Source organism: Nocardioides renjunii (assembly GCF_034661175.1).
Taxonomy (GTDB): domain Bacteria; phylum Actinomycetota; class Actinomycetes; order Propionibacteriales; family Nocardioidaceae; genus Nocardioides; species Nocardioides renjunii.
On sequence record NZ_CP141058.1, the window covers coordinates 1,196,520 to 1,216,561 of the forward strand.

Genomic DNA, 20,042 nt, shown 5'->3' on the forward strand with positions numbered 1-20,042 from the left:
AGCCGTCCGTCCGTCGCGGGTTGCGGCACCATGTCCGCCATGACCGCACACGCAGCGAAGACCGACCCCGGCCGTTTCTTCGAGGACTTCGCCGTCGGCCAGGTCATCGACCACGCCACCCCGCGCACCGTCACCGAGGGCGACCGGGCGCTCTACGGCGCGATCTACCCGACCCGCTTCGCGATCGCGTCGTCGGCGGAGTTCGCCGCGTCGGTCGGGCTCGTGCCCCACCCGGTCGAGGAGCTGGTCGGCTTCCACGTCGCCTTCGGCAAGACGGTCCCCGACGTCTCGCTCAACGCCGTCGCCAACCTCGGCTACGCCGAGTGCCGCTTCCACGCCCCGGTCGTGCCGGGCGACACGCTGCGGACGCGCTCGGAGGTCATCGGCCTCAAGCAGAACTCGAACGGGAGGACGGGCGTCGTGTGGGTGCGGTCCACGGCGACCAACCAGCGCGGCGAGGTCGTCGTCGACTGGGCCCGCTGGGTGATGGTGCACAAGCGGTCGGCCGACGCGCCGGCGCCGGAGACCGTCGTGCCCGCCCTCGCGGACGTCGTCCGTCCCGAGGACCTCGTCGTCCCGGCGGGCCTCGACCTGACGTCGTACGACGTCGCTGCCGCCGGCGGCGCGCACCTGTTCGACGACTACGAGGTGGGGGAGCGGATCGACCACGTCGACGGCGTGAGCCTCACCGACGCCGAGCACATGATGGCCACCCGGCTGTGGCAGAACACCGCGAAGGTCCACTTCAGCACCGACGCCCGCCCCGACGGCCGGCGGCTGGTCTACGGCGGGCACGTCATCTCCCTCGCGCGCGCCCTGTCGTTCAACGGCCTCGCCAACGCCCAGCTCGTCGCCGCGATCAACGCCGGCGCGCACGTCGCGCCAGCCTTCGCCGGCGACACGGTCTACGCCTGGTCCGAGGTCCTCGAGAAGGCACCCGTCGACGCTCCCGGCGTGGGTGCGCTGCGGCTCCGCCTCGTGGCCACCCGGGGCCGCGACGAGTCGATGACCCTGCGCGGCGAGGACGGCAGGCACGCCGACGGCGTCCTGCTCGACCTGGACTACTGGGCGTTCATCCCGCGCTGACCCTCGATCAGCTGCGCGAGGGCTCCGGGTCGGGCACGGTGCGGGCCAGCAGCTCGGCGGCGATGAGCTCGAGCGCGTCGTCGAGCGCCTCGGGCGGAGCCACGCCCAGCCGGTCGAGGACCACGGTCGCGGCGTCGAGCAGCTCGGCGTCGTCGGCCTCCTCGGGCGTGCGCCCCGCGAGCGGGGCGGCGGGCAGGAGGTCGTCCAGGTCGCCGACGACGTCGTAGGACCGCTCGCCGAGCGTGGCGACCATGGCCTCCGCGCGCTCGCGCACCCACTCGTGGTGCTTCGCGGGGAGGACGAAGGGCTCCGCGGGTGCGCTGCCAGCGAGCACGTCGCGGGTGAAGGCGCCCTTGCGGTAGCGCGTCACGTCGAGCGAGCGGCGCTCGCGCGGGAAGCGGTCGTTGACCCGCCGCAGCAGCTCGGCCTCGACGATGCCGATCGAGTCGTTGGGGAGGCGCGGGACGGTGTCGAGGCCGGTGACCTCCACGCCGAGCACCGTGCCGGCGCGACGCCACAGCTCGTCGCGGGGCGCGCCGGACGGGGGGACCGTGACCAGGTGGACGCGCTCGTCGGGCAGGCCCACGGTCCAGCGGTCGAGGATGGCCGGGACGTCCTGGTAGCGCCAGAACTTCTGCTCGCCGTCGCCGCGACGGGCGGAGCCGAGGAACCTGCCGAAGGGCTGGCGCGCCCCCTGCTTGACGCGCTGCTGCCAGGCCGACGGGAGCACCCGGCCGAGGTCGCGCACGGTCAGCACGAGGTGCACCTCGTCGGCGACGGCGGCGAGCCGGTCGAGCGCGCCGGCAGCGGCCTCGGGAGGGGAGTCGGAGAAGTGCTCGTGGCTGATCAGCACGTCGTCGCTCCACTCACCGGACCGCTCGAGGAGCCGGTCCCAGGTCCGCAGCTGCTCCTCGTCGAGGCGGCTGACGAGCGCGTCCATGCCCTTGACGACGGCGGCCGCGACGAAGTGGTCGCGCATCACCGCGCCCGGGAGGAGCAGCCCGCGGTGCCGCAGCGTCTCGCGGTGCTGCCACCACAGGTCGTGCAGGTAGGTGGTCCCGGACTTCGCGGTGCCGACGTGGAGGAACGCACGGCGGGCCATGCCGGTGACCCTACTGGGTGCGGCAGACTCGCCCCGTGGCCTGGGATCGCGACTTCTTCTACGACACCTACCCCCGGGCGGAGGCCGCGTTCGGGGAGCGCCTCGACGAGAGCCTGGACCCGCGCGGGCCGTCGGTGCTGCTGCAGATGGTGCGCGAGCTGGACCTGCAGCCGGACAGCCGGGCGGTCGACGTCGGCTGCGGCGAGGGCGGTCACGCGTTCCGCCTCGCCACCCACTTCGGCTTCCGGGTGCTGGGCATCGACCCCGTCCAGCGCCACCTCGACCTGGCCCGCGAGGCCCGCCGCGACGAGGTGCCCGACATCGCGGCGCGCGTCTCCTTCGAGCGCGGGTCGGCGACGCGGATCCCCGTGCCGGACTCCTCCCAGGACCTGGTGTGGTGCCGCGACGTGATGGTCCACGTCGACGACCCCGCCGAGGCGTACGACGAGTTCGCCCGGGTGCTGCGCCCCGGTGGCCACGTCGTCGGCTACCAGGCGGTCGCCACCGACCTGCTCGCCCCCGAGGAGGCCGACTGGCTCTTCGAGGTGATGGGGGTGGTGCCCGGCTCGGCGGACTGGCGCGTGCTCGACGCGGCGATCGCCGGCTCGGGGCTCGAGGTCGTGGACACGATCGACCTGGCCGGCGAGTGGGGGGAGTGGTCGCAGGAGCAGGACGGCCGCGCCGCGCGGGCGCTGCTGCACCTGGCTCGGCTGCTCCGCGCGCCCGACCGCTACCGCGCCGAGTTCGGCGACGCGGCGTACGACGTGATGCTCGGCGACTGCCGGTGGCACGTCTACCGGATGATGGTTAAGCTCGCCGGCCGCATCGACGTGCTGCGGGCGCCCGATCGCCGATGAGGTCGGCTTAACCGCTCGACCGGGGTCGACGTCTTTGGCAGGGTGGCAGTCCGCACCACGAGGCCGCACGCGACCCCTTTGATCCAGGAGGACCCATGCCTGACCAGGACCCCAACGCAGACATCAAGGCGAAGATGCGGGAGGCCCTCGATCGCAAGAAGGGGCACCACCACCCCGACGACAGCGCCGGCTCGCGCGAGAAGGCGCACGGCTCGGAGGTCAGCGACAAGAACGTCGCGAAGCCGATGCACCGCCGCAAGGCCGGGGGCGGCGGGGTCTGAGACCCGCTCCGACCTAGGACCGCGACGCGCCGGCGGACGACCCCGCGGGGTTCTCGTCCGCCGGCGCGAACGCCCTCGCCAGCCAGAACAGGGCCACGACCATGACCAGCGGCACCGCGAACCCCACCCGCAGGGAGCCGGCGCCGACCGCGCCCGTCATCACCGCCCCGAGCAGCGCCCCGGCGTAGTTGAACTGGTTGAACCGCGCCACGACGGCGTCCACCCGGGCCTGCCGGGTCGCCGGGTCCGCGTCGCGCCCGGCTAGCGCGGCGGCCGCGGAGAAGCTCAGCGGCGCCACGACCGCGACGCCGCAGCCGAGCAGCGTGAATCCGACGACGGCCACCGGCCACGACGGGGCGGCGACGACCACGACGAGGGCGACGAACGCGATGGCGGCGCCCGCGCGCAGCAGCCGCACGGCGCCGACCTCCTCGGTGAGCCGGTCGCCGACCAGCCGCACCAGGCCGCTCGCGACCAGGTAGGGCAGCGTGGCGAGCGCGACGAGGTCCTCGGGTGCGCCGAACTCGTCGTCCAGGTAGACCGGTCCCCACGTGGCGGCGGCCGTGTCGACGGTGTAGAACGCCACCAGCGCCAACCCGACCATCACGATCGCCCGCCAGGGGACGTCGGTCTGGGTCGACGTGGCCGCCTCGCCGTGGTCCCGGGCGAGGTAGGGGGCAGCGGAGGCCAGGACGGGCAGCGCCGCCAGCAGCGCGACGGCCGACCACGGCACGTCGCCCGTGCCGAGGGTGATCAGCGCACCGATGACCCCGCCGAGGGTCCAGGCGCCGTGGCAGGACGGCAGCACCACCCGGCCGAGCCGGTGCTCGAGCGCCACGGCCTGCATGTTGCCGGTGGCGTCCACCAGGCCCAGCCCGACGCCGTACGTCGCCAGCCCTAGCACGAAGACGACGGTCGAGGGGGCGAGCACGGCCACCGCGACGCCCGCGGCGAGGGCGAGCAGACCGGCGCGCAGCACGGTCGCGCTGTCGAGGCGCGGGGCCAGCCGCTCGGCCACCAGCGAGCCGACCCCCGCCAGGAGCACCATCATCAGCAGCACCCCGGACAGGGCCAGCTCGCCGAGGTCCCACCGGTCCTGGATGCGCGGCAGCCGGGTGGTGAGGCTGATGAAGACCAGGCCCTGCACCAGGAACGCCGCGGAGATCGCCAGGCGGGCCCGCCGCAGGTCTGCAGTCATGGCGAGCATGGTGGCAGGCCGACCTCCCGCGCGTGGCAGACTCGCGGCATGTCGTCAGCCGAGGGAGCCGAGCTCTGGGTCGTCCGCCACGGCGAGACCGAGTGGAGCCGCGACGGCAGGCACACCTCGACCACCGACCTGCCGCTCACCGACGTGGGGGAGCAGGCCGCCGTCTCGCTGGCGACCCGGCTGGCCGAGGTGGAGTTCGACCTCGTCCTGACGAGCCCGCGCCGGCGCGCCCGTCGTACGGCCGAGCTGGCCGGCTTCCCCGAGGCGCAGGTCGACGAGGACCTCGTCGAGTGGGGCTACGGCGACTACGAGGGCGTCACGACCGCGGAGATCCGCGAGACGGTGCCGGGCTGGACGGTGTGGACGCACCCGAGCCCGGGCGGCGAGAGCGCCGACGAGGTGTCCGCCCGCCTCGACCGCGTCGTGGAGCGGACCCGGCGGCACGGGCGCAGCCTGGTCTTCGCCCACGGCCACTCGCTGCGGGTGCTGACCGCGCGCTGGCTCGAGCAGCCGGCCGACGAGGGGCGCTTCTTCAAGCTCGACACCTCCACCATCTCGGTCCTCGGGTTCGAGCGCGAGCACCCGGCGCTGCTGAAGTGGAACAGCTGACCGTGCGGATCGACCTCCACACGCACTCCCGGGCCAGCGACGGCACCGACACCCCCGGCGACCTCGTCCGGGAGGCGAGGGCCGCCGGGCTCGACGTCGTCGCGCTCACCGACCACGACGCGATGTCGGGCTGGGCGGAGGCGCAGCAGGCCGCCGACGAGGTCGGCATCACGCTGGTGCCCGGTCTCGAGGTCAGCACCGCCTACCACCACCGCGGCGTGCACCTGCTCGGCTACCTCCCCGACCCGGCCCATCCGCCGCTCGTCGCCGCGCTCGACCGGATCCTGGCCGGGCGCACGGCGCGGACGCCGGCCATCGTCGACGCGCTGCGCCGGCACGGGATCGGCATCACCGAGGAGGACGTACGCCGCGAGGCGGGCGGGTCCGTGGCGGCCGGCCGGCCGCACGTGGCCGACGCCCTCGTGCGGCTCGGCGTCGCGACCGACCGCACGCAGGCCTTCGACGAGTTCCTCAACCCGGGCCGGCCCGGCTACGCCAACCGCTACGCCGCGCCGCTGGAGGAGATGGTGCCGATCATCACCGCCGCGGGCGGAGTGACGGTGATCGCCCACCCGTGGGGGAGGAGCGGGCGCTCCGTCCTCGACGTTGATGACTTCGCCCTCCTCAAGGACCTCGGGCTCGCCGGGATCGAGGTGGACCACCAGGACCACGACGCCGCCACGCGCGCCGAGCTGCGCGGCATCGCGCGCGACCTCGACCTCGTCGTCACCGGCAGCAGCGACCACCACGGGCTCGGCAAGGTCGACCACGACCTCGGGGTCAACACGACCGACCCGGAGCAGTACGAGCGGCTGATGTCCCTGGTCGCCTCCCGCACGTGAACGGCCCCCTGCCCGACCGGGTCCTCGTCTACGGCGTCACCGGCAGCGGCAAGAGCACGGCCGCCCTCGCCATCGGTGCGCGGACCGGGCTGCCGGCCACCCTCGTCGACGAGCTGACCTGGCTGCCCGGCTGGGTGCCGGTCGAGGAGGCGGTGCAGCGGGAGCTGATCGGCGCGATCGTCTCCGAGGACCGGTGGGTGCTCGACTCGGCGTACGGCGCCTGGCTCGACCTCGTCCTGCCGCACGCCCAGCTCGTCGTCGGCCTCGACTACCCCCGGTGGCTGTCCTTCGCCCGGCTGGTGCGCCGCACCGTCTCGGGCGCGGTCACCAAGGAGCTGCGCTGCAACGGCAACGTGGAGAGCTGGCGCAACATGGTCAGCAGCGACTCCATCCTCCTCTGGCACTTCCGGTCCTTCGCCCGCAAACGGGCCCGCATGCGCGCGTGGGCCGCGGACCCGAAGGGTCCGGAGGTGCTGCTGTTCTCGCACCCGCGCGAGCTGGCGGCGTGGATGGAGGGGCTGGGCCCGGGCTGAGGCGTCGCGCCCGGACGTCATGCGGACGGGGCAGGCCGTTGCCCCGTGCGCATGACGTCAGGTGGGCTGCCACACGTCCGCCACGGCACGACGGGTCAGCGCCTTGCCCGCGGGCGCATGTAGGCGTCGATGCGCTCCTGCAGGTGCCCGGCAAGACCGTCGACCGCGAGCAGCGAGGGAAGGAGGGCCGGCTCCACGGTCAGGGCGCGGAACAGCGTCGCCACGGTGATGCCGTGGTCGGGCCGCTCGACCACGGCCACGGTGTCGCCGGCGCGCAGCAGTCCTTCCTGGAGGACGCGGAGGTAGACGCCGGGCCGTCCCTCCCTCGTGAACCGCTTGACCCACGCGCTGGGGTCGTAGCCCGTGCGCTGCATCCACGTCTTGAAGTCGTTGCACGGCGTCCGGACCGATGCCACCTCCAGGACGACGTCACCGATCCGCCAGCGCTCCCCGAGCAGGCACTGGCCCTGGTCGATCCCGACGGTGGTGAGGTTCTCGCTGAACTGCCCGTCGCCGATGCTCCTGCCCAGCTGGGCCGCCCAGTGGTCGAGGTCCTCGCGCGCGTACGCCGACACGGCGCGGTCGGGGCCGCCGTGGTTCGCCGTGTCGAACACTCCGTCGCCGCGCAGCCCGCTGCTGGTGACCGGCACGGCGCCGGTGGCCGGCGCCTTGTCCATCCCGGTGGCGCCGAGCCCGGCCCAGGGCGCCGGCCGCGGCAGGCCGACGTTGACTGACGCGACGTGCGGCACGACGTCCTCGCGGATCACGGTCCCCCCTTGCCCGGCGTGCGGCACGCCTGCGCCGAGCCGTACCCCACCACACCCGGACGGATGCCGGCGTGCGCCTACCCTAGGAGCTCACCTGCCTCGGGGGTTCCCGTGCACCTGCTCCGCCTGCTCTCCGCTCCTGCCCTTGTCGGCGTCGCTGCCTCCCTCGTCACGCCGTCGCCCGGTGCGGTCGCCGCGGTGGAGGACGCCTGGCGCCCGCTGCAGGACGCGGGGGGTGCCACCGTCGCCGTGGCGCTGGAGGACGGGACGACCGCGCTCCTCAGCGTCGGCGGACCCGACGACGCGACCATCTTCGACCAGCGCCGCACCGCCGACGGCACCCTGCTGCCTCCGACCCTGGTGGCGTCCGTCGAGCGCGCCAAGAGCTGCCGCCCGGCCGAGGCCGTCACCGCGCGGGGCAGCTTCGCGGTCGCCGTGGAGTGCCGGACGAAGACCGGCGAGGACGACCCGCCCGCCACCCTGGTCGAGCTGGTGTGGACCCAGGACGACGGCTGGGTGACGCGCGTCGAGCCGGAGGCCGAGCTCGGGTCGCTCGACTACTCGGCGGGGGGCCAGTACGTCGCCTTCGCGACCAACAGCGAGTACGGCGAGCCGCACCACGTGACGAGCTACCACCCCGACCTCGGCTGGCGGGACCTCACCCGTGACGAGCTCGGCCTGACCGGGGACGACATCGTCGCCGCGATCAGCGACTCCGGCAACGTGGTCGCCGTGCGCGGTGCCGGCTTCGAGGACGAGCCCGGCTACTGGTTCGGTGGCCGGCTCGTCGTCGAGACGTACGACGACGCGGCGGGCACCTGGACGCGACGGCTCGACCGCAGCCACCCCGACGGCGGCATCGACCCGCTGGCGGTGGACCTCGTCGGGCGTCGGTTCACCGCGACGATCGTCCGGTCCCGGTCGACGGGCGAGCTCGACGGCCTCGACGACCGGGTCGTCGTCCTGTCGGGCCGGCCGGGCGACCCGCGATCGTCCTCGGCGTCCCGCTGGAGCCGCTGGGTCCTCACCGGCTCGGCGGCCACCACGCGAGCGGGTGTCGCCGTCGCGTCGTGGCACGCCGTCGACCGCCGGGGGACCGCCAAGCCGTGGCTGGCGACGTGGGCCCCGAAGCGCCCGAGACCGTCCGTGACGGACCTCCGCTGGCGCACGACCCTGACCGACGGTGCGATCTTCGGTCGGGCCATGGACGTCTCGGTCAGCGCGAACGGCCGCGGCGCCCTCGCGTACGTCCGGCACCCCCGCGAGGACAGCTCGTGGACGGTGGCGGGCGAGTCGTTCCGGGTCGCGCGCGACGGGCGCCTGACCGACCGGGTGCCGGCGACGTGGGCGCGTCCGGCCGACACGATCGTCACCTCGGTGGCGAGCGCGCGGACCGCCAGCATCACGCTCGGGGGCATGGTCGGCTCGGAGTTCCCGACGCTCGAGACGAGCTACAGCACCCTGCCCTGAGCCCTCAGCGACGCCCGACCGACTGCGTCAGCCGCAGCACCCGGTTGGGGATGGCGCGTGTGAGCGCGACGATCGTCTTGTACTGCGCGCCCGGGATCGAGTACGCCCGGCCCTTGTCGAAGTCCTCGAGCGAGGTGCGCACGAGGAAGTCGACGTCGAGCCACATGAAGCCCTCGCCGCGCTTGACGTCCATCCGCTGGTGGAACTCGGTCTTGGTGAAGCCGGGGCACAGCGCCATGACCCTGACCCCGCGGGACCCGTACTCCAGGTGCGCCCACTCGCTGAAGCTGTTGACCCAGGCCTTGGCGGCGGAGTAGGTGCCGCGGGGGAGGAACGCGGCGACGCTGGAGACGTTGATGATCCCGCCGTGGCCCCGCTCGGCCATCGGGCGGAGCGCGGCGTGGCTCAGCCGCAGCACGGCGGTGACCAGCACCTCGAGCATCGCGGTCTCCTCGTCGGCGGTGTTGTCGAGGAAGCGCTGCTTGAGGCCGAAGCCGGCGTTGTTGACCAGCAGGTCGACGGGGCGGTCGCGGTCGGCGAGGCGGGCCTCGACGCGGGCCAGGTCGTCGCGGTCGACGAGGTCGGCGACGAGCACCTCGACCTCCACCTGGTGGGCGCGGCGCAGCTCGTCGGCCACCTGCTCGAGACGGGCGGAGTCGCGCGCCACGAGGACGAGGTCGTCGCCGCGCGCGGCGAGCTGGACGGCGTACTCGTGGCCGATGCCGGCGGTCGCGCCGGTGATCAGTGAGGTGCTCATGGCGCCAGCATTTCAGTACGCGGCTCTCGCCCGCGACCCCGTCCTGCACAATTGCGGGCAATGAGCACCGAGAGCCGGGCCGCAGGCCCCGTGACGCTGGCCGTCGCCAACCAGAAGGGCGGCGTCGCCAAGACGACGTCCGTCGCCTCGATCGGTGCCGCCCTGGCCGAGCTGGGCCACCGCGTGCTGCTGGTCGACCTCGACCCGCAGGCGTGCCTCACCTTCTCCCTGGGCATCGACCCGGAGGACCTCGAGACGTCGGTGCACCACGTGCTCACCCAGGGCGTGGACCCGGCCGAGGTGGTCCTCGCGACCGAGGACGGCGTCGACGTCCTGCCGGCGACCATCGAGCTGGCCCGCGCCGAGGCCGACCTGCTCACCCGCACCGGGCGCGAGCACGTCATCAAGGGCGCGCTCGAGCAGCTGGCCGAGGACCTCGCCGACTCCGACGAGGGACCGTACGACTGGGTCCTGCTGGACTGCCCGCCGTCGCTCGGCGTGCTCACGGTCGCCGCGCTCACCGCCGCCGACGGCGTGCTGGTGCCGCTGCAGTGCGAGACGCTCTCGCACCGCGGGGTCGGCCAGCTGCTCGACACCGTGCACGACGTACGCCGCTTCACCAACCGCGGCCTCGAGGTGTGGGGCGTGCTGCCGACGCTCTACGACGGCCGCACCAACCACGCCCGCACCGTGCTGGAGACCATCAGCGAGACCTACGACCTCGAGGTCGTCGAGCCGCCGATCCCCAAGACGATCAAGTTCGCCGAGGCGCCGGCAGCCGGACGGTCCATCCTGGCCACCAGCCGCAGCAGCAAGGGCGCCGCCGCCTACCGGCAGGTCGCCGAGAACCTGGTCGCCCGCGCCGCCCGGCCGAAGGCCGCACCGGCCCGGACGCGGAAGAAGGCCCCCGCGCGCGAGCGCTGAGGGCCTCCTCCGTCGAGCCGGTGGATCAGGCGTTCGGCGTCTCCACGCTGCTGCCGCCGCGGGTGCGGCGACGGCTGCGGTTGCGGCGGCGCGGGGCGTCACCGGAGGACTCGCCCGAGCCGGAGGTCGCGCCCGACCCCTCGCCGGAGCGCTGACCCGAGCGCTGGCCCTCGGAACGGCCGCCGGAGCGCTGGCCCTCGCCGGAGCGACGCTCGCGGGGAGCCCGCTCCTTCTTCTCGACCGGCGCAGGGTCGACGATGCGGCCCTTGGTGCCGGCCGGGATGCCCTGGTCGTGGAAGAGGTGCTCGGAGGTCGAGTAGGTCTCCTGCGGCTCGTCGAAGGGCAGGTCGAGCGTCTTGTTGATCATCTTCCAGCGGTGCAGGTCGGCCCAGTCCACGAAGGTGATCGCGGTGCCGGTGGCACCCGCGCGACCGGTGCGGCCGATGCGGTGGACGTAGGCCTTGTCGTCCTCGGGGCACGTGTAGTTGATGACGTGCGAGACGCCGCGCACGTCGATGCCGCGGGCGGCGACGTCGGTGCAGACGAGGACCTGGATCTTGTCCTCGCGGAAGCGGGCGAGCGCCTTCTCGCGGGCGACCTGCGCCATGTCGCCGTGGAGGGGGGAGGCGTTGAAGCCGCGCTCCTGCAGGTCCTCGGCGATGCGCTGCGCCTGACGCTTGGTGCGGGTGAAGACGATCATCTTCTCCGCGTCCTCGGCCTGCAGGACCCGGCCGATGATCTCGGGCTTGTCGAGGTCGTGGGCCTGGTAGATGAACTGCGCCGTGGCCGGGACCATGGTCGTGTCGTAGGACGACTCGGCGCGGATGTTCATCGGGTGGCGCATGTGGGTGCGGGCCAGCGCGACGATGGCGGCCGGCATCGTGGCCGAGAAGAGCATCGTCTGGCGGGTCTCGGGCGTCTTGGAGAGCAGCGTGATGACGTCGGGCAGGAAGCCGAGGTCGAGCATCTCGTCGGCCTCGTCGAGCACGAGCGCGTGCACGTGCGAGAGGTCGAGGGCCCGGCGGTTGGCCAGGTCGATGAGGCGACCCGGGGTGCCGACGACGATGTCGACGCCGGACTCGAGGGTCTCGAGCTGGGTGTCGTAGCCGACGCCGCCGTAGACCGTGAGGACCCTCAGGCCGAGGTCCTTGCTCGCGAGGTGCAGGTCGTTGGAGACCTGGAGCGCCAGCTCGCGGGTCGGGGCGACGATGAGCGCCTGCGGCTTGCCCTGCGGCATGTCGGCGTAGGCCGGGTCGCTGGGGGCCACGGAGCGCTGCAGCACCGGGATGCCGAAGGCCAGCGTCTTGCCGGTGCCCGTGCGGGCCTGGCCGATGAGGTCGGTGCCCAGGAGCGCGACCGAGAGGGTCATCTCCTGGATGGCGAAGGGGGTGGTGATGCCGGCGCGGTCGAGCGCGTCGCAGATCTTGGGCAGCACGCCCAGTTCACGGAAGGTGGTCACGAAGTGTCGCTTTCAGAGTCGGGTCGTCCCACGCGTTTGCGGTCAGCCCACTCCGATGAGGATCGCCGACCGCGCACATACAGGCGGCCACCGGACACGTTGTCGGCGGCTCGGTCGACATCATGCTATCGCTACGCTGCGCGCATGACTGAATCGCCCGACGAGGACTACCGCCTGGCCGCGATCGACCTCCTCGGAGCGATCGCCTACGGCGAGCTGTCAGCCTTCGAGCGGCTCGTCGAGGACGCCAAGATGGCGCCCGGCATCGACGACAAGATCGCCATCGGCGCAATGGCCACCGCCGAGTTCGGGCACCTGCAGAAGCTGGTCGGCCGGCTCGCGGAGCTCGGCGCCGACCCGGCGGAGGCGATGCAGGTCTTCCGCACGAGCTTCGACAGCTTCCACGCCCACACCGCGCCCTCGGACTACTACGAGGGGCTCATCAAGGCCTACGTCGGCGACGGCCTCGCCGCCGACTTCTACCGCGAGATCGCGGCCTACCTCGACGCCGAGACGCGCGAGGTCATCATCAGCTCGCTGGAGGACACCGGCCAGACGGCCTTCATCGTCGAGCGGGTCCGCGCCGGCATCGCCGAGGACCACCGGCTCGGCGGCCGACTGGCGCTGTGGGGCCGGCGGCTGATGGGTGAGGCGCTCACCCAGGCCCAGCGCGTGGCCGGCGACCGCGACGCCCTCACCGCGCTGCTGGTCGGGGGAGTGGACCGCCCGGGCCTCGACCTGGCCGCGCTCGGGCGCATGTTCACGCGGCTCACCGAGCTGCACACCGATCGGATGGCCGAGCTCGGCCTCGAGGCCTGAGCCGCCCGCACGGACGAAGGGCCCCGCACCGGTCGGTGCGGGGCCCTTCGTGGTGAGCCGTGCGGACGTGCCGCGGGATCAGACCGGGGTCAGACCCGCGTGCGGCTGCCGCTGTTGCGTCCGGTCACCGTCGAGGCGATGACCACGAGGACGGCTGCCGTCACGACCGCGACGATCCAGCGGACCCAGTCGATGCCACCGGAGCCGTCGCCACCGAACAGCGAGTAGATCCAGTAGCCGAGCAGCACGCCACCGATGCCGCACAGGATCGTGAGCCAGATGGGGATGTTGTCCTTGTCGCCCGGGGCGACCAGCTTGCCGAGCAGCCCGATGATCGCTCCGATGACGATGAGGACGATGAGATCTACGACCATGATGGATCACCCTTTCTTTTGTCACGAGCTCGTGACTGGAGTGCCGGCATCGTGTGCCGGCTCTTCACCCTGTTCCCCGTGTGGGAAGGACTAATCGTCCCGTCCCCCCGTAGGGATGAAGCGCTTCACCCCGGGTGGGGCCTCAGCGGAAGCCGACGGTGCTCGTGGTCGGCGAGCCGAGCTCGACGTAGGCGATCTTGTCCGCGGGCACGACCACGGCGCGGCCCTTGGTGTCGGCGAGCCGCAGCAGGCCGCCGGAGGACAGGGCCTCCGCGAAGTGGGTCTCGATGTCCTCGGGCGTGCTCTCGGTGTCGAGCACCAGCTCGCGCTGGGCGTTCTGCACGCCGATCTTGACCTCCACGTGGTGCTCCTTCAGCTGTCGTCCTGGTCTCCGCCAGGGATGTCGTGCGGGATTGTCGTTCGGGGGTGTGACCCGAGTGTGCCGGGTCGGTGGTCGCGACCTGCTCAGTGGTCGTCGGTCCTCGGGTAGCCCCGGATGCCGCGCCAGGCCAGGCCGGCGATCAGGGCGGCCGCGTCGTCCTGGGTGATCTCGCCACCGCCCGCGAGCCAGAACCGCGCGGAGACCTGCGCCATTCCCACCAGCGACACCGCGAGCAGCTCGGACGCCTCGTCGGGGAGGCCGGTGTCGGTGCGGATCACGTCGGCGATCATCGACGCGCACTCGGTGGTGACCCGGTCGACCCGCTCGCGCACGTCGGGCTCGCTGGTGAGGTCGGACTCGAAGACGAGGCGGAACGCACCCTCCTCCGAGGCGACGTAGCTGTAGAAGACCCGCATCGTCGCGGCGACGCGGTCCTTGTTGTCCGAGGTGGAGGCCAGCGCCTCGCGACAGTTGTCGATGATCATGTCGCAGGAGCTGTCGAGCAGCGCGAGGTAGAGGTCGAGCTTGCCGGGGAAGTGCTGGTAGAGCACCGGCTTGGAGACCCCGGCGCGCTCGGCGATGTCGTCCATCGCGGCGGCGTGGTAGCCCTGGGCCACGAAGACCTCGAGCGCGGACTCGAGGAGCTGGGCGCGACGCTCGCGGCGCGGCATCCGGCCGCCGCGCGGGCGCGGCGCGGTCTCGGACGTCGTGTCGGGCCTGCCTGCGCTCACGTGGTGCTCCTGGTGCTGCTGACGTTGCTCGGAGTCGGGTGGGGGTGGTTCGGGGAAGGTGGGGGGAGCCTATCGGCAGCCGGGTCTGCGCCGAGCGACGCGGTGCACGGCGACGCTCGCGCCCGGCACCGGGTCCGGATGCCGGGACGTCGTACGGCGGGCCGGGGCGGCGGCGGGAACATGGAGGCGGTCCCGCAGGTTGTGCCGGGACCTGCCCGTCCCCCGAAGGAGTCACCGTGTCGCAGTCCTCGCCTCGACTGGCGCCGCTCGTCGAGCCGGCCGCCGAGCTCACCATCGACGAGGTCCGTCGCTACAGCCGCCACCTGATCATCCCCGACGTCGGGATGGCCGGGCAGAAGCGGCTCAAGAACGCCAAGGTGCTGGTCATCGGGGCCGGCGGCCTCGGCTCGCCGGCGCTGCTCTACCTCGCCGCGGCCGGCGTGGGCACCCTCGGGATCGCCGAGTTCGACACGGTCGACGAGTCCAACCTGCAGCGCCAGGTGATCCACGGCGTCAGTGACATCGACAAGCCCAAGGGCCAGTCGGCCAAGGAGTCGATCGCCGAGATCAACCCCTACGTCGAGGTCGTGCTGCACCCCGACCGGCTCGACAACGACAACGTGCTCGACGTGTTCCGCGGCTACGACCTCATCGTCGACGGCACCGACAACTTCGCCACGCGCTACATGGTCAACGACGCGGCGTACTTCCTCGGGATCCCCTACGTCTGGGGCTCGATCTACCGCTTCGACGGCCAGGCGTCGGTCTTCGCGCCGATGCTCGGTGAGGACCTGCCCTGCTACCGCTGCCTCTACCCCGAGCCGCCGCCGCCGGGCATGGTCCCCAGCTGTGCCGAGGGTGGCGTGCTGGGCGTGCTGTGCGCCTCGATCGGCTCCATCCAGGTCAACGAGGCCATCAAGCTCATCACCGGCATCGGTGAGCCGATCGCCGGCAAGCTGATGATCTACGACGCGCTGGAGATGGAGTACCGCAAGCTCAAGGTGCGCAAGGACCCGAGCTGCGCGCTGTGCGGCGAGAACCCGACCGTCACCGAGCTCATCGACTACGACGCCTTCTGCGGCGCGGTGTCCGACGAGGCCGCCGAGGCCGCCGCCGGGTCGACGATCTCCGTCGTCCAGCTCGAGCACATGCTCAAGGAGCGCGAGAACGGCGAGCGCGACTTCCTCCTCGTCGACGTCCGCGAGCCCAACGAGGCCGAGATCAACCACATCCCCGGCGCGGTCCTGATCCCCAAGGGCGAGTTCCTCAACGGCAACGCGCTCACCCAGCTGCCCAGCGACAAGCAGATCGTCATGCACTGCAAGTCGGGCGTGCGCTCCGCGGAGACCCTGGCGATCGTCAAGGGCGCGGGCTACGCCGACGCGGTGCACGTGGGCGGCGGCGTCGTGGCCTGGGTCAGCCAGATCGACCCCAGCCAGCCGACGTACTGACGCACCACTCGCCTGCACCACTCGCACGGCGCGACCCGCTCACCTAGGGTCGCGCCATGCGTGCGTTGCGAGACCTCCCGGCAGCGCGCGCGGTGCTGCTGGTGACTGCGACGAGCCTGTTCATGGTGTTGGTCGCATGGGCCACGCTCATCGGGCCCGACGAGGTCTTCACGGGTCCCGGCCGGATCGACCGGCCCGCGCCGACCCAGACGCGGACCTGCCTGCCCCTCGAGGTGGTGACCGGGGCCGACGGGACGACCACCGAGGAGGTGCCCGACAACCCCCGCGGCCTGCCGCTGTGCGAGCAGCCCGCCGGGGGCGAGGACCGCTCGGACCCGCCGCCGCGGTCCGACGCACCGCTCTGGCTGCAGGTGCTCGCCTGGGTCTTCCTGCTCGCCGTGCTGGCGGGGGTGCTCGCCGCCGCGGTCCTCGTCGTCCGCCTCGCCCGGGACCGGTCGGGCCCGCGCCGGCGCGAGCGCCGCGAGGCCGTCGAGTTCACCACGCTCGACGAGCCCGACCGGCTGGTGGAGGCGATCACCGAGGACGCCGCCGAGCAGGACGCGGTGCTCGGCACGGGTGACCCCCGCAACGCGATCGTCGCGGCGTGGCTGCGCTTCGAGGTGCAGGGCGCGTCCGCTGGTGTGGGGCGCAGGTCGTGGGAGACGTCCTCGGAGTACGCCCTCCGCATCCTCGACCTGGTCTCCGCCGACTCGGGGGCGGTCACCCGGCTGGCCGACCTCTACCGGGAGGCCCGCTTCTCCCAGCACCCGATCACCGAGGACCACCGCAGCCGTGCCCTCGAGGCGCTGGCCACGATCCGGCGCAGCCTGGAGGTGCGCACATGAGGCTGCCCGCCCCGTCGCGCCGGTGGCGCGGCCGGCTGCTCACCGGCGCCGTGGTCGCGGCGGTGGGCTACGGCTACGCGTTCCTGCTGCGCTTCGACCCGCAGCCGGTGCCGTACGTCGTGATGTCGGTCGTCGTCCTCGCCCTGGCGTGGCTGGTCCTCGACACCGCCGACGCCGAGACGGCGCAGTGGGTCTCGGTGATCCCGCGCACCGGCGACCGCGCCGACGAGGCCACCTCGGACCTCCGCGTGCTCACCAGCCACCAGCAGGCGCGGGCGCCCTCGGAGGCGCTGCGCGACCGGCTCGTGGCCCTGGCCCGGGGCCGCGACCCCGACCTCGGTGACGCGCTGCACGCCGAGCTCGAGCCCGACCGTCGGCTGTCGCCGGCGGAGATCGACCGGATCCTGACCCGAATCGAGGAAGCCCGTGACTGAGGCACCCGTCCACCCGTCGGCCGTCGCGCCGTTCGCCGAGCGCGTCCTGGACGAGGTCGGCCGCGCCGTCGTCGGCAAGCGGGAGGCGCTGACGCTGGTGCTCGCCGGCGTGCTCGCCAAGGGCCACGTGCTGCTCGAGGACTTCCCGGGGCTCGGCAAGACGCTCGCGGCGCGCTCGCTGGCCGGCGCCCTGGGCCTGCAGTTCGCGCGGGCCCAGTTCACCCCCGACCTGCTGCCGGCCGACCTGACCGGCTCCTACGTCTACGACCAGCGCCGCGCCGAGTTCGACTTCCGGCCGGGCCCGGTCTTCGCCGGCCTGCTGCTGGCCGACGAGATCAACCGAACGCCGCCCAAGACCCAGGCCGCCCTCCTGGAGGCGATGCAGGAGGGACAGGTCACCGTCGAGGGCCAGACCCACCGGCTGCCCAGCCCGTTCCACGTCCTTGCCACCGCCAACCCCGTGGAGTACGAGGGCACCTACCCGCTCCCGGAGGCCCAGCTCGACCGCTTCCTGCTCCGCGTCGGCTTCGGCTACCCCAGCGCCGGCGAGGAGTACGACGTGCTGCGCCGTCGCCTCGACCGCCAGCGCGAGGAGGTCGACATCGCGCAGGTGACCGACGCCGCCGGGCTCGCGGCCGTGCAGGCCGCCGTCGAGCGGGTCTCGGTCGACGAGTCCGTGGCGCGCTACTGCGTCGACCTGGTCGCGGCGACCCGCGTGCACGCCGACGTGCTCACCGGGGCCTCGCCGCGCGGCAGCCTCGGCCTGGTCCTCACCGCCCGCGCCTGGGCGGCGATCCGGGGTCGGGACTTCGTGGTCCCCGAGGACGTCAAGGTGGTCGCTCGGGCGGTGCTGTCGCACCGGATCACGGTCAAGCCGGAGCTCTGGATGACCCAGGCCTCGGGCGCCCGGGTGGTCGACTCGGTGCTCGGCACCGTCGCGACGCCCCGCACGCTGGAGTCGCCGCGGTGACGCCCTGGCGGCCGACGCCGTCGCTCGTCCGGTCGTGCCTGCTCGCCCTCGGCGGCCTCGCCGGTGGCGTCGTGGCCGGCCTGGACGTGCTGGTGGTGCTGGCCGCCCCGTTCGTGGTCCTGGCCGCGGCGGGCGTGCTCGGCCGCCCCCGGCACCTGCCCCGGGTCGCCAGCGAGATCGACCACCACCGGCTCCACGAGGGCCAGGGCACCGCGTCACGGCTGGTGGTCGACGACCTCACCGGCGTGGAGCACGTCACCCGGGTCGCCGCCCCGGCGCCGCACGTGGCCACCCGGCCGACGTACGGCGCCTCCGGGGCCCTCGTGGCCGACGGCCTCCCCGTGGTCGAGCTCAGCCCGCGCCGGTGGGGTCGCCGCGTCATCGGCGCCGAGCGGGTGGCGCTGACGGGCCCGTGGGCCGGCTGGCGCTGGGGTCCGACCGACCTGCCCGAGCACGGGCTGTTCGTGCTGCCGCAGACCGCGCCGTACGACAGCCGCGCGGAGGTGCCGCAGCCCGACGGCCTCGTCGGCCGGCACCGTTCCCGCCGCCTCGGCAGCGGCACCGAGTTCGAGGGCATCCGGCAGTTCGCCGCCGGTGACCGGCTCAAGCGGATCACGTGGCCGGTGTCCCTGCGCACCGGCGAGCTCCACGTCATCACCACCCGCGCCGAGCAGGACGCCGGCGTGTGGCTGGTCGTCGACGGGCTGCGCGACATCGGCGCCTCGGGCGGCATCGACGGGGAGGCGAGCTCGCTCGACCTCACGGTGCGCGCGGCCGCCGCGCTGGCCGAGCACCACATCCGCACCGGCGACCGCGTCGGCCTGCTCGTCGTGTCCTCCGACCGCGCGCGGGTGCCCCTCGGCTCCGGCCCGCGGCACCTGCACCGGCTCGAGGGCACACTGGCCCGGATCCGCACCGACGCGCGCAGCAAGCCGCCGTCCCGGCTCGACCTCGGTGCGGGAGCCGGCAGCGTCGTCCACGTCCTGTCGCCGATGCTGTTCACCCCGCTCGTGACGGCGACCGCGGGGCTGCAGCGCCGCGGTGCGTCCGTGGTCGTCATCGACACGCTGGGCGACCGGACGACGGGGCAGGACCGCCTCGCCCTGCCCAGCCTGGCCGCCCGGATGCAGAAGATCGAGCGCGACGACCGGCTGCGCCAGCTCGCGGCGCTCGGGTGCCCGGTCGTCCCGTGGCGCGGGCCGGGGACCCTCGACACCGTCCTGCACCAGCTGGCGCGGCGCGCCCAGGTGCCGAAGGTCCGGTCGCGGTGAGCACCGAGCAGAGCACCGCGGACGGGATCGTCGCGAGGATCCTCCCGCCCGGCGCCGCCCGGTCGGGACTGGCGCTGCGCACGGTCCTGTTCCTCCTGCCCTGCGCGGCCCTGGCGGTGGCACTGCCGGAGGTGCCGAACCTGGTCGTGGTCGCCCTGGTCGTCGCGTGCTCGGCCCGGTGGGCGGGCACCCCCGACCACGTCGCGGGAGCGGTCGCGCTGCTCCTCGTCGCCGGCTGGTGGGCGGCGCACGGGGTGGTGGACTGGCGCGTCCTCGTGGTGGCGGTCCTCCTCGTCGCGGCCCACGTCGTCGCGACCGTGCTCGCGCACGGACCGGTCACGTTGCCGGTCGACGCCGGCCTCGCCCGGCTGTGGACGCGGCGCGCGCTCCTCGCGCTGGTGCCGATGCCCGTCACGTGGCTCGCCGTGCGCGGGCTCGACGCCGACCTGGCGCCCCCGTGGCTGTGGACCGCGGCGGCCGTCGCGACGGCTGTCCTGCTCGCGGTCACGGCCCGCTTCACCCAGCCGGAGCCCGAGTGACGACCGAGGAGGAGCGCGAGCTCTACGCCGAGCTGGTGCTGCGGTGCGCCCAGTCGGTGCCGCGCGGGCGCGCGACGACGTACGGGGCGATCGCCGACGTGGTGGGCGAGCGGCTGGGTCGCGGCGGTCCCCGGCTGGTCGGGTCGGTGCTGGCCCGCCACGGCGGGGGAGTGCCGTGGTGGCGCGTGGTGCGGGCCGACGGCTCGCTGCCGCCCTCGCACGACGAGGAGGCGCGCCAGGCCTACCTCGAGGAGGGCACGCCGCTGCGGGCGAGCGGCGCGGTCGACCTGGGACGCGCGTTCGCCGGGCCGAGCCTCGGGGCACAATGACCC

General features: G+C 73.6%; 24 protein-coding genes. 16 read left to right on the forward strand and 8 right to left on the reverse strand.

What is annotated here, in order from left to right; all coding sequences use genetic code 11:
- The first annotated feature begins 39 nt into the window (after positions 1–39).
- The gene (locus tag SHK17_RS05655; RefSeq protein ID WP_322921399.1) at positions 40–1,086 is read left to right on the forward strand and encodes a MaoC family dehydratase; all 1,047 of its coding nucleotides are present in this window, start codon (positions 40–42) and stop codon (positions 1,084–1,086) included.
- Positions 1,087–1,093: 7 nt separating this feature from the next.
- On the opposite strand, the gene SHK17_RS05660 is transcribed toward SHK17_RS05655, so the two are convergent.
- Positions 1,094–2,188: a hypothetical protein gene (locus tag SHK17_RS05660; RefSeq protein ID WP_322921400.1), complete on the reverse strand. Its 1,095-nt coding sequence runs from the start codon at positions 2,186–2,188 to the stop codon at positions 1,094–1,096.
- A gap of 35 nt (positions 2,189–2,223) precedes the next feature.
- On the opposite strand from SHK17_RS05660, the gene SHK17_RS05665 reads away from it, so the two are divergent.
- Positions 2,224–3,045 (forward strand): class I SAM-dependent methyltransferase, encoded by an 822-nt coding sequence (locus tag SHK17_RS05665; protein WP_322921401.1) that lies wholly within the window; start codon positions 2,224–2,226, stop codon positions 3,043–3,045.
- 95 nt (positions 3,046–3,140) lie between these two features.
- Positions 3,141–3,326 (forward strand): DUF5302 domain-containing protein, encoded by a 186-nt coding sequence (locus tag SHK17_RS05670; RefSeq protein ID WP_172270471.1) that lies wholly within the window; start codon positions 3,141–3,143, stop codon positions 3,324–3,326.
- A gap of 13 nt (positions 3,327–3,339) precedes the next feature.
- Here SHK17_RS05670 and SHK17_RS05675 read toward each other — a convergent pair whose 3' ends face one another.
- Entirely contained in the window at positions 3,340–4,524 is a 1,185-nt protein-coding gene (locus tag SHK17_RS05675) for an MFS transporter (protein ID WP_322921402.1), read from the reverse strand.
- A 48-nt stretch (positions 4,525–4,572) separates the two neighbouring features.
- On the opposite strand from SHK17_RS05675, the gene SHK17_RS05680 reads away from it, so the two are divergent.
- The 3 genes from SHK17_RS05680 to SHK17_RS05690 are packed head-to-tail and all read left to right on the forward strand — an operon-like array spanning position 4,573 to position 6,517.
- Positions 4,573–5,142: a histidine phosphatase family protein gene (locus tag SHK17_RS05680; RefSeq protein ID WP_322424712.1), complete on the forward strand. Its 570-nt coding sequence runs from the start codon at positions 4,573–4,575 to the stop codon at positions 5,140–5,142.
- Complete coding sequence (locus SHK17_RS05685; protein ID WP_322921403.1) at positions 5,130–5,984, forward strand: PHP domain-containing protein; 855 nt, start codon at positions 5,130–5,132, stop codon at positions 5,982–5,984. The genes SHK17_RS05680 and SHK17_RS05685 overlap by 13 nt, the downstream gene beginning before the upstream one ends.
- Positions 5,981–6,517, forward strand: a complete 537-nt coding sequence (locus SHK17_RS05690) for a P-loop NTPase family protein (protein ID WP_322921404.1) — start codon at positions 5,981–5,983, stop codon at positions 6,515–6,517. Before SHK17_RS05685 ends, SHK17_RS05690 begins: the two co-directional genes overlap by 4 nt.
- 95 nt (positions 6,518–6,612) lie before the next feature.
- Here SHK17_RS05690 and SHK17_RS05695 read toward each other — a convergent pair whose 3' ends face one another.
- Positions 6,613–7,284: an MOSC domain-containing protein gene (locus SHK17_RS05695; protein ID WP_322921405.1), complete on the reverse strand. Its 672-nt coding sequence runs from the start codon at positions 7,282–7,284 to the stop codon at positions 6,613–6,615.
- A gap of 111 nt (positions 7,285–7,395) precedes the next feature.
- Between SHK17_RS05695 and SHK17_RS05700 the strand changes: the two genes are divergently transcribed.
- Positions 7,396–8,754 carry a hypothetical protein gene (locus SHK17_RS05700; RefSeq protein WP_322921406.1) on the forward strand — a complete coding sequence of 453 codons (1,359 nt, stop codon included), beginning with the start codon at positions 7,396–7,398 and terminating at the stop codon, positions 8,752–8,754.
- Positions 8,755–8,758: 4 nt separating this feature from the next.
- Here the strand turns inward: SHK17_RS05700 and SHK17_RS05705 are convergent, their stop codons facing one another.
- Positions 8,759–9,511 carry an SDR family NAD(P)-dependent oxidoreductase gene (locus tag SHK17_RS05705; protein ID WP_322921407.1) on the reverse strand — a complete coding sequence of 251 codons (753 nt, stop codon included), beginning with the start codon at positions 9,509–9,511 and terminating at the stop codon, positions 8,759–8,761.
- A gap of 60 nt (positions 9,512–9,571) precedes the next feature.
- Here SHK17_RS05705 and SHK17_RS05710 point away from each other — a divergent pair, with 60 nt between their 5' ends.
- Entirely contained in the window at positions 9,572–10,435 is an 864-nt protein-coding gene (locus tag SHK17_RS05710) for a ParA family protein (protein ID WP_322921408.1), read from the forward strand.
- A gap of 25 nt (positions 10,436–10,460) precedes the next feature.
- On the opposite strand, the gene SHK17_RS05715 is transcribed toward SHK17_RS05710, so the two are convergent.
- Positions 10,461–11,894, reverse strand: a complete 1,434-nt coding sequence (locus tag SHK17_RS05715; protein WP_322424706.1) for a DEAD/DEAH box helicase — start codon at positions 11,892–11,894, stop codon at positions 10,461–10,463.
- 144 nt (positions 11,895–12,038) lie between these two features.
- Here SHK17_RS05715 and SHK17_RS05720 point away from each other — a divergent pair, with 144 nt between their 5' ends.
- Positions 12,039–12,713, forward strand: a complete 675-nt coding sequence (locus SHK17_RS05720; RefSeq protein ID WP_172270482.1) for a ferritin-like fold-containing protein — start codon at positions 12,039–12,041, stop codon at positions 12,711–12,713.
- Positions 12,714–12,802: 89 nt separating this feature from the next.
- On the opposite strand, the gene SHK17_RS05725 is transcribed toward SHK17_RS05720, so the two are convergent.
- From SHK17_RS05725 to SHK17_RS05735, 3 genes are all read right to left on the reverse strand, one after another.
- Complete coding sequence (locus SHK17_RS05725) at positions 12,803–13,087, reverse strand: GlsB/YeaQ/YmgE family stress response membrane protein (RefSeq protein WP_172270484.1); 285 nt, start codon at positions 13,085–13,087, stop codon at positions 12,803–12,805.
- 142 nt (positions 13,088–13,229) lie between these two features.
- Positions 13,230–13,448 (reverse strand): DUF3107 family protein, encoded by a 219-nt coding sequence (locus tag SHK17_RS05730; protein WP_172270486.1) that lies wholly within the window; start codon positions 13,446–13,448, stop codon positions 13,230–13,232.
- 104 nt (positions 13,449–13,552) lie between these two features.
- Positions 13,553–14,140: a TetR/AcrR family transcriptional regulator gene (locus SHK17_RS05735; RefSeq protein WP_172271692.1), complete on the reverse strand. Its 588-nt coding sequence runs from the start codon at positions 14,138–14,140 to the stop codon at positions 13,553–13,555.
- A gap of 296 nt (positions 14,141–14,436) precedes the next feature.
- On the opposite strand from SHK17_RS05735, the gene moeZ reads away from it, so the two are divergent.
- From moeZ to SHK17_RS05770, 7 genes are read left to right on the forward strand one after another with little or no spacing between them, the layout of a single operon-like run.
- On the forward strand, positions 14,437–15,651 hold the full coding sequence (gene moeZ / locus SHK17_RS05740; protein ID WP_322424705.1) for an adenylyltransferase/sulfurtransferase MoeZ: 1,215 nt from the start codon (positions 14,437–14,439) through the stop codon (positions 15,649–15,651).
- 56 nt (positions 15,652–15,707) lie between these two features.
- Positions 15,708–16,496: a DUF4129 domain-containing protein gene (locus tag SHK17_RS05745; RefSeq protein ID WP_322921409.1), complete on the forward strand. Its 789-nt coding sequence runs from the start codon at positions 15,708–15,710 to the stop codon at positions 16,494–16,496.
- On the forward strand, positions 16,493–16,930 hold the full coding sequence (locus SHK17_RS05750) for a hypothetical protein (protein ID WP_172270489.1): 438 nt from the start codon (positions 16,493–16,495) through the stop codon (positions 16,928–16,930). The genes SHK17_RS05745 and SHK17_RS05750 overlap by 4 nt, the downstream gene beginning before the upstream one ends.
- Positions 16,923–17,900, forward strand: coding sequence for an AAA family ATPase (locus tag SHK17_RS05755; RefSeq protein WP_172270490.1), 978 nt, complete (start codon positions 16,923–16,925; stop codon positions 17,898–17,900). Before SHK17_RS05750 ends, SHK17_RS05755 begins: the two co-directional genes overlap by 8 nt.
- Positions 17,897–19,171 carry a DUF58 domain-containing protein gene (locus tag SHK17_RS05760; RefSeq protein WP_172270491.1) on the forward strand — a complete coding sequence of 425 codons (1,275 nt, stop codon included), beginning with the start codon at positions 17,897–17,899 and terminating at the stop codon, positions 19,169–19,171. The genes SHK17_RS05755 and SHK17_RS05760 overlap by 4 nt, the downstream gene beginning before the upstream one ends.
- Positions 19,168–19,710: a hypothetical protein gene (locus SHK17_RS05765; RefSeq protein WP_172270492.1), complete on the forward strand. Its 543-nt coding sequence runs from the start codon at positions 19,168–19,170 to the stop codon at positions 19,708–19,710. Before SHK17_RS05760 ends, SHK17_RS05765 begins: the two co-directional genes overlap by 4 nt.
- Positions 19,707–20,039, forward strand: coding sequence for an MGMT family protein (locus SHK17_RS05770; RefSeq protein WP_322921410.1), 333 nt, complete (start codon positions 19,707–19,709; stop codon positions 20,037–20,039). Before SHK17_RS05765 ends, SHK17_RS05770 begins: the two co-directional genes overlap by 4 nt.
- The last annotated feature ends 3 nt before the right edge of the window (positions 20,040–20,042 follow it).